This window comes from Rhodococcus sp. WMMA185 (genome assembly GCF_001767395.1).
Taxonomy (GTDB): Bacteria; Actinomycetota; Actinomycetes; order Mycobacteriales; family Mycobacteriaceae; genus Rhodococcus_F.
On record NZ_CP017014.1, the window covers coordinates 2,975,510 to 2,990,932 of the forward strand.

Annotated in this window: 7 protein-coding genes; 1 reads left to right on the top strand and 6 read right to left on the bottom strand. The window is 64.5% G+C overall.

Annotated elements, in window-relative coordinates:
- Nucleotides 1-11: 11 nt before the first annotated feature.
- The 6 genes from BFN03_RS13370 to BFN03_RS13395 all read right to left on the bottom strand — a co-directional run bounded on the left by BFN03_RS13370 (nt 12) and on the right by BFN03_RS13395 (nt 14,544).
- Nucleotides 12-9,389 (bottom strand): non-ribosomal peptide synthetase, encoded by a 9,378-nt coding sequence (locus BFN03_RS13370; protein ID WP_070380908.1) that lies wholly within the window; start codon nt 9,387-9,389, stop codon nt 12-14.
- 125 nt (nt 9,390-9,514) lie between these two features.
- On the bottom strand, nt 9,515-11,080 hold the full coding sequence (locus BFN03_RS13375; RefSeq protein ID WP_070379409.1) for an amino acid adenylation domain-containing protein: 1,566 nt from the start codon (nt 11,078-11,080) through the stop codon (nt 9,515-9,517).
- Complete coding sequence (locus tag BFN03_RS13380; protein ID WP_442971887.1) at nt 11,077-12,117, bottom strand: HAD-IIIC family phosphatase; 1,041 nt, start codon at nt 12,115-12,117, stop codon at nt 11,077-11,079. Before BFN03_RS13380 ends, BFN03_RS13375 begins: the two co-directional genes overlap by 4 nt.
- 26 nt (nt 12,118-12,143) lie before the next feature.
- Nucleotides 12,144-13,154 (bottom strand): 3-oxoacyl-ACP synthase, encoded by a 1,011-nt coding sequence (locus BFN03_RS13385; protein WP_070379411.1) that lies wholly within the window; start codon nt 13,152-13,154, stop codon nt 12,144-12,146.
- A complete protein-coding gene (locus BFN03_RS13390; protein ID WP_070379412.1) occupies nt 13,151-14,248 on the bottom strand; it encodes an acyl-CoA dehydrogenase family protein in 1,098 nt (365 codons plus the stop codon). Before BFN03_RS13390 ends, BFN03_RS13385 begins: the two co-directional genes overlap by 4 nt.
- On the bottom strand, nt 14,245-14,544 hold the full coding sequence (locus BFN03_RS13395; RefSeq protein WP_070379413.1) for an acyl carrier protein: 300 nt from the start codon (nt 14,542-14,544) through the stop codon (nt 14,245-14,247). Before BFN03_RS13395 ends, BFN03_RS13390 begins: the two co-directional genes overlap by 4 nt.
- A 93-nt stretch (nt 14,545-14,637) precedes the next feature.
- Here BFN03_RS13395 and BFN03_RS13400 point away from each other — a divergent pair, with 93 nt between their 5' ends.
- Complete coding sequence (locus BFN03_RS13400) at nt 14,638-15,405, top strand: sulfite exporter TauE/SafE family protein (protein ID WP_070379414.1); 768 nt, start codon at nt 14,638-14,640, stop codon at nt 15,403-15,405.
- Nucleotides 15,406-15,423 lie beyond the last annotated feature (18 nt).

Here is a 15,423-nt window from a genome sequence, read left to right on the forward strand (position 1 = left end):
TCCAAGGGGGGTCAGAATTCGTAGGTGGCGGGTGTGCTCTTTTCCGTTGTCCAAGTGGAGTCTGTCGGGGTGGAGTCCGAGATCGCTGCAGCCTGTGTCGCGACGGTGACGAGGTCGAACAGCTGGCCCACCCGCAAGATCCCGGGCCATTGCTCATCGAGACGCCGCTGCAACTCCACGACGCGATGCGAGTTGCCGCCCACGTCGAAAAAGCCGTCGTAGCGGCCGAAGTCAGCGTGCCCGAGCACCACGGCCCAGTGCCCGGCAACCTCCCGCTGCAACGGCGTCCATTGCGTCCTCGCCCCTTCGGCTGCCACTCCGGTATCCGGGATCAGTGCCCGCAGAGCAGCCTCGTCCACCTTCCCCTCGTCCGTTCTCGGGATCGCGCCGACTCCCACGAACCGCGCGGGTACCGACTCGGAATCGAGTCGTTCGGCGCTGAACTCTTGCAGGTCCTCCGCTGTCGGCAACACTGCAGCCGCGACCACCGGAACCCAGAACGCGACTATTCCGGTATCGGCCGTGAGGACTACTGCCTCACGAACAGCCGGGTGACTCGCCAAGACATCGGCGATCGACACCTCCTGCGAGCCGGAAGTCGACACCTCAGCCGAGCCGGTGTCGACGTCGATCAGTTGTCCGGAACGAATCCACCGCGCGAGTCCCTGCGTACGAACCATCCGCGACCCCGACACCCCGAACGGATTCGCCACGAACGTAATAGCTGTATCCCTCGCCGTCCCAGTCTCTTCGGCCCCAGCCTCCTGAGCCCGAGCCTCCTCGGCAGCGGCTGGCCGGGTGTCGGCCCTGTACACCGTGCCGGCCACACCTATGGGGGCGGGACGTAGCCGGGAGTCGAGGACCCTGGCCCCTGCGCCTGTACCCCATTCCTCGAGCAGCGTTCGCTCGGTGGGGACGAGAAGGTCTATGTCGGCGACCGCCGCTTCCGGATCGGTGGTGACCGCGCCGAGGATCTTGACGAATCGATCGGCGAGAACCGAGACCGTCTCGGCGTCGAAGAGATCGGTGGAGTAGGTGAATCCCGCCGTCATGCCCCCCGCCGTTGTGCCACCCGGTGTCGCGGACCCGTCGTAATGTTCCTCGAGCGCCAAATGCAGATCGAAGAGCGACGTTGCAACTTTCGGTTCGAGTACCTCGACCTGCAGGCGCGGAAGAACGAGGGTTGGACGCTCCGTGTTCCGGAATTCGAGCAGCACCTGAAACAGCGGTGAAAATGCCTGGGATCGAGTGGGGTTCAGCGCCTCCACCACCGCTTCGAACGGCACGTCCGAGTGAGCGAAAGCAGCAAGATCGGTCTCGCGGACACGCGCGAGCAGATCGGTGAAGGTCCCCTTCACTTCGGTGCGCAGCGCGAGAGTGTTGACGAACATCCCCACCACGTCGTCGAGCACCGCCTCACCGCGCCCCGCCACCGGTGAGCCGATCACCACGTCATCGGATCCGCCCGACCGAGACAACAGGACTGCGAGCGCCGCGTGCGCCACCATGAACACCGTGCACCGGTGTGTCCGAGCGAGTGCCACCACCTTCCGGTGCAGGTCCGCGTCGATCGAAAAGGTCACCCTGGCCGCGGCAGCCGATCGTCGGGGCGGGCGCTCCCGATCCTTGGGCAACCCTGTCACCGCCGGCGCGTCCGCAAGGACGGATCGCCAGTAGTTCAGCTGCCGTGAGAGCAACGACTCCGGGTTGTCCTCCGAACCGAGGACTTCGCGCTGCCACAATGTGTAATCGGCGTACTGGACCGGCAGCGATTCCCAGGTCGGCGCATGCCCCTCGGATCTGGCTGTGTAGGCGGACATCATGTCCCTAGCGAGCGGGGCCATCGAGAATCCATCGGCGGCGATGTGGTGCAACACCACGGCCAGAACATGCTCACGCTCCCCGCCTTCGATTGAACGGAGTTCGAACAAGCGAGCCCGAAGAGGGACGGAGGCCGAGACGTCGAACGCCGTGGACACCAGGTCCGAAATCTGCTCACGCAGATCGTCCTCGGTGTGTGTGTTCTCGGCCGTCGTCGCCTCGAGTCCGGCGACCTGGTCGGCGTCGACGATCACCTGGGTGGGTCCCGTAAGCCCGTGCGGATACCAGGTGCGCAGTGCTTCATGCCGTTCCAGCACGTCTTCGAAGGCGGAGGTCATTGCGGCGAGATCCAGTTCACCCGACAGTCGGATGATCGTCGCGACGTTGTAGGCGGGCGAGGTGGGGTCGATCTGATTGATCAGCCACATCCGGTGCTGCGCCCATGAGAGCGGCACCCTCTCTGGACGTGGAGCCACCACCATCACAGGTCTCGTCGCACCGTCAGCGGTCGCCTCGGTTGCCCGGGAAGCGAGCGCCCGGACGGTCGGGGTCTCGAACACTTCCCGAACACCGAACCCCGTCCCGAGTGCGGCGTTGATCCGAGACACCACTTGCGTTGCTGTCAGGGAATTACCACCGGATGCGAAGAAATCGTCATCGATACCCACCACGTCGGTGCCGAGAACCTCGGCGAACACGTCGGCAATCACGGATTCCGACGGCGTGCTGGGCGCACAGAAGATCTCGGGTGTGAACTCGGGTTCGGGCAGCGCCTGCCTGTCGACCTTTCCGTTGGCTCCGAGCGGTAATCGGTCCAGAATCGTCACCGACGCCGGCACCATGAACGGCGCGAGAACGGACTTGGCGGACCGCATCGCTTCGGAGATGTCCAGTTCCACACCCTCCTCCGCGGTCACATATCCGACGAGGATGGGCTCTGCGGCAGGCGTGCGACGCACCACGACCACCGACTGCGCGATACCCGGGCAACGGCCAAGTACCGCCTCGATCTCTCCGGGCTCGACCCGCTGTCCCCGCAGTTTCACCTGGAAATCGTTGCGGCCCGAATACTCCAGCTTTCCGTCCGGTGTCCACTTCATCAGATCGCCCGTCCGGTACATGCGCGAACCCGGAGTTCCGAACGGGTTCGCCACGAATGCCGCTGCCGTCAATCCCGCCCGTCCGTGGTATCCGCGCGCGAGTCCCTCCCCCAGCACATACAGTTCACCGACCACCCCGACCGGAACAGGGCGCAACCAGTCATCGAGCACGAGTTCACGCACACCCCGGATCGGGTGGCCGATCCGCACCGGATCTCCGACGGCCACGGGATCGCCGATGTTCGACATCACGGTGGTCTCTGCCGGTCCGTATCCAACGAGAAGGGCGCGTCCGGATGCCCAGCGATCCAGCAACTCCTGAGGACAGCGTTCTCCACCGACCACGAGGCTGCGAAGGAGATCCAGGCCGCGCGGATCGATCGTCGCCAAGGCAGCCGGGGTGGTGAATACGTGCGTGACCCGTTCCGTTGCAAGCAGTTCCGCCAGGGCTTCGCCACCGTAGACCTCCGGCGGCGCGATCACCAGGCGCGCACCGGCGCCGAACGCCATGAGATATTCCAGCATCGTCGCGTCGAATCCCGGAGACGCGAGATTGAGCACCCGCGACGAACTGGTCGTTCCGTACCGGAGGCACTGCTCGGTCGTGAAATTCTGCAGTCCGGCTTGGGGAATCACCACGCCCTTGGGCGTGCCGGTCGACCCCGAGGTGTACATGAGATAGGCGGGGTGGTTCGGACGCAGCGGCACCACCCGGTCAGCGTCGGTGATCGGCCGAGACTCCCCATATCGTGACGGACCAGGATCGTCGAGTAGCAGCCACTCCACCCCGTCCGGCATCCGCTGCCGCTGTTCGGAAATCGTCAGCCCCACAACGGCCCCGGAATCCGCGAGGATGTCGGCAATCCTCGCAGACGGCAGGCTCGGATCCACAGGCACGAAGGACGCACCCGACTTCGCTACAGCCCACACCGACGCAACCAGTTCCACCGATCGGGTGAGTCCGATCGCCACCTGGTCTTCCGGTCCGACGCCGCGACGGATCAAGACCCAGGCCACCCGATTCGACCAGTTGTCGAGTTCCCGATACGACACCACCGCATTGCCGTACGACAGTGCGACAGCGTACGGGTCGAGGGCGACGGCAGCAGAGAGTATCTCCGGCAGCAGCGCGGCCGCCTCGGGTGGCGGACCACACACCGGAACCAGCGCCTCTCGCTCATCGGGCGCAAGTAGATCGAGTCGCCCCAGTGGCCCATCAGGGTCGGTCAGCACGGCGTCGAGTAGCCGAACGAACCGCTCTGCGAGCCTCTGAACGGTCGACGCATCGAAGATGTCCACGGCGTAGGTGAATCCCGCGTTCATCCCGGCTGGGGAACCGTCCTCGTAGTACTGTTCGGCCAGCGTCAGTTGCAGATCGAAGGTCGAGACGGTGATGCCGAGATCGATTTCCTCCACCTGTAACTTCGACAGGGCCGGAACGGGCCGCCGCACGTCCTGGAACTCGAAGAGCACCTGAAAGAGGGGCGCGCGCGCGGTGGTGCGTGGCAGATCCAGGGCCTCGACCACCCGCTCGAACGGCACCTCCGAGTGCGCGAACGCATCGAGATCTCTGTCCCTGACATCGGCGAGCAGGGTCGCGAACGAGTCGGAACCCCGGACCGGCGTGCGTAGGGTAAGGGTGTTGACGAACATCCCGACTACATCGTCGAGCACGGCCTCAGCCCGCCCGGCTACGGGGGATCCGATCACCACGTCGTCGGTGCCAGTAATACGAGACATCAGGATCGCGAGCACGGCGTGCGCCGCCATGAAGACCGTCGCATCATGCGCTCGTGCAATCGATGCCAGTCTTCGGTGCAGCCCTTCGTCTACATCGAAACGGAACCGTGCACCGACGAGTTCGCGATGCTGGGGACGATCGCGATCGGTGGGCAGGGCCGTCTCGAGCGGCGCATCGGCGAGCGTGGAACGCCAGAACTGTAGTTGCCGCGAGATCAGCGAGCCGGGATCATCCTCCGATCCGAGAAGCGCTCGCTGCCAGACGGTGTAGTCGGCGTATTGCAGGGGCAGACGATCCCATTCCGGTGCGCGACCATCGGCCCGGGCCCCATATGCATCCGTTACGTCTCTCGCGAGTGGAGCCAGCGACAGCGCGTCCGCCGCGATATGGTGCAGCACCAAGACCAGTACGTGCTCGAGCGGGCCGATCTCGAACAGATGTACCCGCAGCGGAACCTGCTTGGTCACCTCGAAGCCGGTCGCCAGCGCCGCTTCGAGTCCGTCCCGAAGGTCGCTCTCCCCCTGTACCACCATCGCGCGGAGTTCGGGGACGGCGTCCGCCGCTGCCAGAACCGACTGCACCGGTGTGTCTCCCTGCAGCGGGAACACCGTCCGCAGCACCTCTTGCCGGTCCGCGACGTCAATCAGTGCCGCTCGCAGCGCCGCGACGTCAAGTCGGCCGCGCAACCGGTAAGCCGCCGCGATGTTGTAGGCGGGCGACGTCGCGTCGTACTGATCGAGGAACCACATCCGCGCCTGTGCCGCAGAGACCGGTACCGGACCGCAGCGATCGGTGGCCACCAACGGCGGCCGGCTCTCCGAATCCGCACGGTCCACGAGGAGTGCCAGCGAGCGCACCGTCTTGGTATCGAAGACTTGGCGCACACCGATGCTCACGCCGAGCACCGCATGGACTCGGGCCACCATCTTCGCCGCGATCAGCGAGTTCCCTCCGAGCGCAAAGAAGTCGTCGTCAATGCCTACCGTCGACACATCGAGCAGCGACGCGAAGATCTCCGCGAGCGCCTCCTCGGTGGGCGTAGTCGGGGCTGCGAAATCCGCACGGGACTCCTTGACCGGCGCTGGGAGTGTCGCCCGGTCCAGTTTTCCGTTGACTGTGAGCGGCAGGCGCTCGAGAACCGTCACCGATGCCGGAACCATGTACGAAGGCAGTGCACCTCTCACCACATCGAGAACCGTCCCCGCGTCGATGAACGCGCCCGGCCCGGGCACCACATAGGCGGCGAGCGTTGGGCCAGTCACCGGATCCGGGCGCATCGTCACGACAGCCTGCTCGACCCCGACACACCGCCCCAGTACCGCCTCGACTTCGCCCAATTCGACACGGAATCCGCGGATCTCGACCTGCATGTCGTCCCGGCCGAGATATTCGAGACGACCGTCGCGGCGCCACCGCACCACGTCGCCGGTGCGATACATCCGCGCCCCCGACTCGTCCGCGACGAAACGGGATGCGGTCAGCCCAGGGGTCCCGCGATAGCCACGTGTCAATTGCGTTCCTGCTATGTACAGTTCACCCGCAACGCCCACCGGAACCGGGTTCAGTCGCGAATCCCGTACGGACGCAGTAAATCCAGGAATCGACTGCCCTATCACGGACGTCCACGCACGGGCGGCGAGGGAACGGTCGAGTCGGAGATGGCTGACATGCACCGTCGTTTCGGTGATGCCGTACATGTTCACCAGTACCGGTGAATCCTCGTCGTAGTGCGCATACCAACGCTCGAGCTGCGCGAGATCGAGCGCATCACCGCCGAGCACGACGTACCTCAGCAGGAGCGGCTCGGAGGAATCTTCCGCGACGGCCACGTCGGTCAGTTGGGAGAACGCCGCCGGAGTCTGACTCAGCACCGTCACCCGTTCCCGGTGCAACAGTTCGAGAAACGCCGCCGGTGACCTGCTGGTATCGAAATCGACCACAACAAGACTTCCACCGTGGAGCAGGGCGCCCCACAGCTCCCAGACCGAGAAGTCGAAGGCCGGTGAGTGGAACATGGTCCACACATCGTCACCGTCGAAGTCGAACAATTGCCCGACGCTGTCGAACAAAGCGACCACATTCCGGTGCGAGACCGCAACACCCTTCGGCCGTCCAGTCGAGCCCGAGGTGTAGATGACATACGCGAGAGAGTCCGGATCGATTGGGATGCGATCGAGATCGAGGTCTTCCAACTCGACAGGCGCAGAATCGGCGAGCACAGAATCGACCAACACGACCGGAACGTCAGACGGTGGCAGCATCGCTGCGGTCTCCCGTGTGGCTACGACGCATGCCGGCTGCGCGTCATCCAATATGAGTGCAGCTCGGTCACCCAGGTGATCCACGTCGACCGGCAGATAGGCCGCCCCCGCGACAGTGACGGAGACGAGCACGACGATCAGCTCCGACGACCGGGGCAGGGCAACCGCCACCATCGACTCGGCACCCACGCCCATCGAGACGAGATGCCGGGCGAGCCGGTCCGAACAGCGCTCAAGTTCTCGATAGGTCAGGCGCTCGTCACCGAACACCACGGCGACGGCGTCGGGGCGCTGCGCGACCTGCGCAGAGAACAGTTCGGGCAACGTCGTGTCAACGGTGGCTGTCGATCCGGAAGATGCACGTCGCAAAGACCACTCGGACGGCTCGAGCAAGTCGATGTCTCCGACCACGACCGACGGGTCCACGGCGACGGCCTCAGCAATCCGCACGAAGCGGCGGGCCAACCCCTCGACCGTCACGGCATCGAACAGGTCCGTGGCATACGTGAACCGGGCCGTCAGTCCGGCCGGGGCACCGTTCTCGATTCCTTCGAATACCGTGACTCGTAGATCGAGGTCATTGATAGGTGGAGTATCGAGAGAACCGAAATCCTCACCTTGCCAGTGAAACTCGAGGAGTACTTGGAACAGCGGTGCGTGCGAAGCCGACCGAGGGGGGTCGAGTGCATCGACGATCCGCTCGAACTTCACGCCCCGGTGGGCGAAAGCGTCTGCGTCCGCATCGCGCACCCCGTCGACGAGTTCGCTGAACCGGCGGCCGGTATCGACTCGCGTCCGTAGCACCACCACATCGGCATCCACGGTGGTGTTCGCCTCGAAATCTACTGCGGTACCTGCATCACGATGTACTGCGGCACCGATGACAACATCGTCGGTGCGGGCCGACCGGGACAGCATCAACGCCACAACCGCATGTGTCACGGTATGAACATCCGTCCGATGTTCTTCGGCAATCGCGGCCAGTCGGGAATGGCTGTATGCACCAAGTTCGACGTCCACCGTGGCGCCGATGTGGGATGAGCGAGCCGGCCGAGGGCGGTCGGCCGGCAGTTCCAAGAGTGGGGGGGCATCAGCAAGAACACGGGTCCAGAAGGCGAGTCGGGCCGTGTGCTCGTGGATGGTCGAGAGCGTGACGTCCGGGTCGGCCGTGACAAACTCGTCGAGCAGCTCCACGAACAGGCGGTGATGTTCGCGAACCTCGTCGGCTTCGTAGCGGTTCGGGTTGGCCAGAAAGTGCACGAAAGTTTGGGTCGGGGTGCCGCTCTGGTACACGTCGACAAGCAGATCCTCGACCGGCCCGGAGGTGATGATGTGATACTGGCCTGTGAGCCGGCCGAGAGCGAGCTCCTGACGGAAGAGCATCACGTTGACCATCGGTCCCGCCAGCCCATCAGCTTTGGCCGGACCTGCGTCCCTGCGGATGTCGCCTAGGCCGAAGCGCTGGTGCCGCAACACACCCATCAGGCTCAGGCGCACCCGTTCGACCAATTCACCGACCGTGTCTGCGGTTCGGAGCCGCACTGGAAGCGGCACGGCGCCCGCCATCATGCCGCCCGACCGTCGTGCGACGGCAGTCGTGCGGCCCGATACCGGGATCTGCACGAGCACATCCGGACGTCCAGTCATCCTCGACAGATAGCAAGCGAAGGCGGCAACAATCTTCGCCGAAGCGACGTGGTGATCTTCGGCGACTGCTCGCGCTACCGAATCCGAAAGCGGCGCGGCGGCATCGGTACTGGCGGCAACCGCAGGCGCGAACCTTCGGGCAAGGCTTGATCCGGGGCCGAGTCCAGCGACCCGGTCGGCCCAGAACTTCCGGTCGGCAGCGAACCGACTCGACTCTCGGTACTGCTGATCGGCTTCGTACAGAAGCTGAGGATCTGCGGCTTGGTTCGGCGGAAGTTCCCGGTCGGACGCGATTGCGGAGTATCGGGCCGCGATACGGTTCAGCATTGTCATCGCACCGAAGCCGTCGAGCGCGATATGATGAATCCTGCTGTACCACAGGTAGTGTTGGTCGCCTACTCGGAGAATCGAGGACTCGACCAGCCTGTCGCGGGTCAGGTCCAGCTGTGTCTTGCAGTCGGCAAGCATCCACCGCTGAGCGGCATTGACGGGATCGACTTCGCCGCGGAAATCCACCAAGCCCATCGAACGGTCAGTGGACGGGTCAACGATCTGAAACGGGTGCCCGTCCCTCTCGATCAACCGAAGAAAGGGCGACCCGAATTCGTCGGCCGTCTCTACCGTGGCTCGACGCAGAAGGTCGACATCCAGGTCACCCTGCAACTCCACATAGTGTGCGACACACAGGGGCACGTCCGGAGACAGTTGTTGAGCCAGCCAGATGTCGTACTGCGCCGCAGACAACGGAAACCAAGCCTCAGAAAGGCCCGTGGCACAAGCGTGTTCGTCAGCAGAACCCCGCGAGGCGTATCGATCCATTGCAACCGCATCCACGACAAAGCCCCCTTCATCTTCAGGAGCAGCAACATTGTGCGGCGAGACCATAGGCTCGTCGGTCCCGTCATTCAATCGGAACCCGAGATTGCCTTCAAACCTGAACACTGTCAACGTTGACCACCTCCTCTCGCCAGCAGTGCGCGCAGAGCGGCCTCGTCGACCTTGCTACTCGGTGCAAGAGGAAGGGCACCCAGAGCGACGAAGCGGTCCGGCATGGCCTGGGCGACGAGTCGCTCGGAACAATGAGCGATCAAATCTCCTGTGGTGGGCAGCAATGTCGCCGTCGTAGCAGGCACCCAGAAGGCGGTCAGGACGGTCTCGCCATGCGTGTTGGGACTGGCAAGTACCGCGGCCTGGTGAATTGCCGGATGACTTTCGAGGGCAGCCTCCACCGCATGCCGCTCGACCCTTGCCCCCCTCACCTTGACCTGGCCGTCGATCCGTCCGCAGAACTCGATGTCGCCGCGGCTGTCCACACGTGCGCGGTCACCTGTGTGGTACATCCGCGTACCCGATTGTCTCGTAAACGGATCGGCGACGAATCGGGGCGCTGTGGCAGCCGCGCGGGATGCGTAGCCTTCGGCAATCTGCGGACCACCGACGTACAGATCACCTACCGTCCCTTTCGGCACCGGTTCCAGGTCCGCGCCCAGAATGTACGCCGTAGTCGACCCGAGTGGTCGGCCGATAGGCGCGATCGATGCGGGCACCTCGCGCACCGAATAGGCGAGGCAGCTGACGGTGGTCTCGGTCGGGCCGTACTCGTTGCGCAGCGCGATCCCGGGCAGCACGGCGCGGTGCTGCTCGACCAGAGTTCCCGGAAGAGCTTCGCCCGCGAGCGTCACCAGCTGTAGATTCGCGCTCAGTGATGCGAGATGCGGCAACAGCAACCGGTAGAACGACGGGGTAGCAACCAGATGAGTGGTCCGCCACTTTCGTGCGAGTTCGGCCACGGCGGCTGCATTCATCAGCTCGTCGGCGTCCGGGAGCACACTCGTGCCACCCTCACAGAGCGTCCACAGCGTCATCAGCAGAGACCCGTCCCAGGTGAACCGGAACGCGGAGAACGCAACGAGGCTCTCGTCGTAGCCGTAACTGCGGCCGGCAACCATCGCAGAGAGATTTGCCCTGCTGGCCACGATGGCCTTCGGGACACCCGTCGACCCGGACGTGGTGATCACGTAGGCGGGCATCGCGGCATGTACCGCCTCGTCGAGAGTCTCGGTCCCCTCTGCCGCCGCCGGGTGATCGGAGTCGAGATCGAGCAACGTCGGAAGCCCACGCGCGCACTCGGCCAGTTCACGGACCGACGCCGCCGACGTCGCTGCATCCGACGACCTGAAGATGATTGCACCGCAATCGACATCGCCGATCAACGTTCGCAGTTGCCGCACCGGATGTCCCGGTTCGATCACGCACCACGCAGCGCCCAGCCTCAGCGCGGCGATCATCGCAACCAGCGTGCGGACAGACTGTCGTTGGTGGACCAATACCACCTGCCCAGGCCGGACTCCCCCACTGCTCAGCAGTCGAGCGAGCGCCGCGCTCTCCGAATCGAGTTCGCGGTACGTCAACGACCGATCTCCCACCGCGATCGCAATCCGGTCGGGGATCCGACTGCACTGAAGAAGAATTTGCTGCATCACTTCACGACACATGACCACGTCCGTCACGGCAGTGCATCTTTCGAGGGCATCTCATCTTCCGAGCGAACCTCGACGTGACCTGCGTTCGGCAGGGCCCCGCGTCGAACGTCGCTGCGCATCAACACCATCCGAGCGGGGTTCGAATCGATCACCTCGAATCCTGAGAATCGCAACGTCACCAGCATGACTCGGTTCACCTCGGTCGGCACGAACTCCGCGAGGGCCCGCCTCCCCTGTGCATGCGCCCGGTCGACCACGTGCTGGATGAGGGCCGTCCCGACCCCGCGAGACATCACACGGCAAGACATCAACAGCAGTTGGAGCACCGAGTCCCGATCGGTCAGCTCCGACACCGCCAGTCCGATGGTGCCGTAGCCGCCGAACCGGTCGGCGAGCGAAGCAACGAGCACCTCGTACTCGTCCGAGGCACACAGCCTTCGCAGCTCGTCGATGTCGAATGTCCGTCCCGTCGTGTTGAGCTGATTCGAGCGCACGGTCAGTTCGTGGGCGCGCGCCAAGTCGTCCTCGTTCGCTCTGCGGACGGTCATGACCAGCTCCAGCGACGCCAGGAATTCCGAACTCGAGCCCACGAACTCCTGTTCACCCTCCTGTCGGGTCCGTTCCGCGCGATACAGGGCCCTCCGCTGCCTCGACTCTTCGGTGATCAGAGACGGCGTCAACTCCGGAAGGTCCGGGAAGGTGGCAATTTTCTCGGCCGAATAGCACCGCACCTGGGGCAGTGCCCGGGACACCTCGGCACGCTCGAAGGGGTCGTTGTCGACGAAGGCGATAGCATCGAGGCCGAGATTCAGTCGCTCTGCGATCCGGCGCACGGAGACCGATTTCGGCCCCCAACCGACCTCCACAGCGCTGAACATTTCCTCGATTCCATGAGTTCGCAAATGGGCGGCGGCGGGCTCGTACTCCCCTCGACTCGCCACCGCATGCAGAATTCCGCGCTGGTCGAGAACCTCCAGAGCCAGGAGGGCCTCCGGTGTGGGCACCGCCGCATCCTGTTCGAGCACCACACCGTCCCAGACGGTGTCGTCGAGATCCCAGACCATGCACTTCACCGGCTGCTGCACCGTAATCACTTCCCACCAAGATGCGCGTCGGTCAGTCTGCGCAGAAGTGCGGTACTCCACGCCGCAACCGGACTGCTGTTCATGATCAGGGTGTGCTCTCCCGGCGCCTGGGCGCTCGCCGCACGTTCGAGGTTCAGCGCGATATCGACGGATCCGAGGTGACCGAACCTGGCCAGGTTTTCTCGGCAGATGGGATCGATCGTGACGTCGAGCGCCTCCCCCCAGAAGGCGAACGCACCGACAGACAGGTTCTGCATCAAAAAGACACCGACTGCATCTCGTTCCAGTCCGTTCCGAGTGAGAATTTCCGCGTTGATTTCGGTGAACCGCTTGCGGCTCTCGACAGCGAGACGAAACGAATATGTGGGCTCGTCGGCGCACTCCTCTACCCAATCCGCTGCACGGACATCCTGGTAGTCGATGCGGAAGAGATCCGAGTACCGCCCGTCACTGAGTACCATCTGGTCGAGAATCTCGTACAAACCGGTTCCCGACGTCGTCACTACTACGGCAGCCGCACCGTCGCCCAGCAACGTCATCGGTGTCCGGTACCGCGATCGGGTCGGGCTCTTCGCCGCAGCGACGACGAGTACGTTGTGGCATTGCGGGTCACCTCGGAGCAACGCAGCGGCAAGAGCGAAAGCCGCCGAGATCGAGACGCACCCGAGATCACCCACCGTGGTCGTGAACGCGCGACTCGCGCCGAGCTTCCGTTGCAGTCGGGTCGCCTCGGAGGCAAGCAGGTACTGCGGAACCCGTCCCTGAACGAGCAGCAGAGCGTCGACCTGAGTTGCATCGACACTCGACTTCCGGAGCGCCTCGACGGCAGCGGCATGCGCCAGGTCCACCTCGGAGTAACCTTCGCCGGTCCGCACCGTGTCGATACCCAGCGACAGCGCGTGCTCACGCTGCGCGATCGGCAGATCGGCCAGTTCCGGCAAGCCCGACACCTTCACTTCGTCGTCGGGAAACCAGAGCGCAGCGGATTCGATCGTGACCGGTCCGGCAGTACTCATCGGGCTCCACCGCCCAAGACGTAGTCACCGATCTGCAGTTCCGCGACTTCCGTCGCACCCTCGATGATCTGCATGACTTTGGCATCACGGAAGAAGCGGCCGACGCGGCTGTCCGACGCGCATCCCGCAGCGCCGAGCACCTGGACTGCTCGCTGGCTTACCGAGGCCGCGACCTCGGACGCGGCAAACTTCGCGGCCACGGTCGCGAAGATGGCGGTGGGCTCGCGAGCGTCGCGCTGTTCGGCGGCACGATCACACAAGGCGCGAGCTCCGGTCGCATCGACCCAACTGCGCCCGAGGATCGCTCGTACTCCATCGTGCTCGGACAGCACGGTGTTGCCTTGCACCCGGGTGGAGGCGTGCGCGACGGCGTCGGCAAGGCATGCTCGCGACATCCCGACGCAACCCCACGCGATGGTGTACCGACCGTGGTCCAGGGCGGTGCCGACGACGTGCGACAACCCGAAACCCGGCGGGGCAATCAGGTGATCCTGAGGGACGACGACCTCGTCCAGCTCGATATGCGCGAGCCGGGCGCCTCGCATACCGAGTTGTCCGTGGATCGGCTCGGCGCGGACTCCGGGCGACTTGGTCTCGACGAGAGCGGTCGTCGGCCCCGCCGACGACCGTCCGAGCACCAGTAACACATCCGCCACCTCACCGAATGTAACCCACAATTTCCGACCAGAGATCCGATGATCCGAACCGTGCGCCTCGAATCTGGTACTCACCGATGCGAGATCGCTCCCTGCACCCGTCTCGGTGGCCGCAAACCCGGCGATCAGTTCACCGCTCGTGAGAGCGGGCAGCCAACTGGCCCGTTGCTCCGCCGTGCCCCACCGGTCGACGGCGGCGTTTACCAATCCTTGAACTGTGAGCAGCGATCGCAGGGACGTACAGAGCGCTCCGCACCTCTCCGCGATCGAACCGACTTCGGCGGCGGTCAGGCCGAAGCCGCCGTAGTCTTTCGACCGGTCCAGGCCCAGGATCCCGGCCTCCGCCGCGTCGGCGATGACATCGACCGGCAGCCCCGCTTCGTCCCAGGTGGCAGCGTCCCTCTCCGCGGAGGCAAGCAGTGAGTCGACACCGGTCACTTCGCCTCCCCGTCCGACACGGGAGACTTCTCGCTCCGCTTTCTGCGGATGAACCCGGCGACCCGCGCCGCAGTACGGAAATTGTCGAGATCGAGGTCTTCCACGTCGACCACGACGCCGTGGGTTCCCTCGATGTAGGTGACGATCTCCAGGGCCCGCAACGAGCTGACCAATCCGAGTGTGAAGTAATCGTCGTCGGGGCCGAGTTCTGTGGAGGTGATCGAACTCAGATACTGCCGCAACTGCTCGATCAGCCCATCAGAAGACTCGGGCACAGGTGATTCTGCTGTGTCCATTCGGCCAGAATGCCCCATCGGGCGAATTTTCAATCATGGTCGGTTCACACCCGCGCTGCCGGTGATCCTCCACGCCCCGGTAGCGTCGCCTCGGTGCCACCCTTCGAAGCGCTTGTAATCCTCGTTGCCGGCGTGGGTGCGGGCGCGATCAATGCGGTCGTCGGCAGCGGCACCCTCATCACTTTCCCGACCCTGGTGGCGTTCGGCCTCCCTCCCGTGACCGCAACGATGTCGAACGCGATCGGTTTGGTGGCCGGTGGGGTATCGGGCACCTGGGGGTACCGACGAGAGCTGGTGGGCCAGGGCAGGCGCCTGCGGTGGCAGATTCTGGCGTCGCTGTGCGGCGCGATTCTCGGCTCGTGGCTTCTACTGCATCTACCCGAAACCGTGTTCGAGCTCGTCGTCCCGGTGTTACTCACCCTCGCCTTGATCCTGGTGGTGCTACAGCCGAAGATCCAGGCATGGGCCAAGCAACGCGGCAGTCACGAGGCCGGTCTGAGCGCCCCGCGCCTGATCCTGCTGACAGTCGGCACGTTCGCGGTGGGCGTCTACGGCGGCTATTTCACGGCAGCACAGGGAATCTTGCTCATCGGTGTCATGGGCGCGATCTTGCCCGAAAGCCTTCAGCGGATGAACGCTGCGAAGAACCTACTCGCACTGATCGTCAACATGGTGGCCGCGGCCGCCTACACGCTGGTGGCCTTCGACCGGATCAACTGGGCCGCGGCAGGCCTCATCGCGGCCGGCTCACTATTCGGTGGTGTGCTCGGCGCCCGCTACGGTCGACGACTGTCACCCAAGGCCCTTCGAGGAGCCATCGTCGTCGTCGGCCTCGTCGGCCTCTGGCGACTTCTCGGGTAGTCGCTTCTGATCTGCATA

What these genes read in the sequence shown, in the direction of transcription:
- BFN03_RS13370 (WP_070380908.1), bottom strand. Translation starts at nt 9,389, where the DNA reads ATGGATCGATACGCCTCGCGGGGTTCTGCTGACGAACACGCTTGTGCC.
- BFN03_RS13395 (WP_070379413.1), bottom strand. Translation starts at nt 14,544, where the DNA reads ATGGACACAGCAGAATCACCTGTGCCCGAGTCTTCTGATGGGCTGATC.
- BFN03_RS13380 (WP_442971887.1), bottom strand. Translation starts at nt 12,117, where the DNA reads ATGGTCTGGGATCTCGACGACACCGTCTGGGACGGTGTGGTGCTCGAA.
- BFN03_RS13385 (WP_070379411.1), bottom strand. Translation starts at nt 13,154, where the DNA reads ATGAGTACTGCCGGACCGGTCACGATCGAATCCGCTGCGCTCTGGTTT.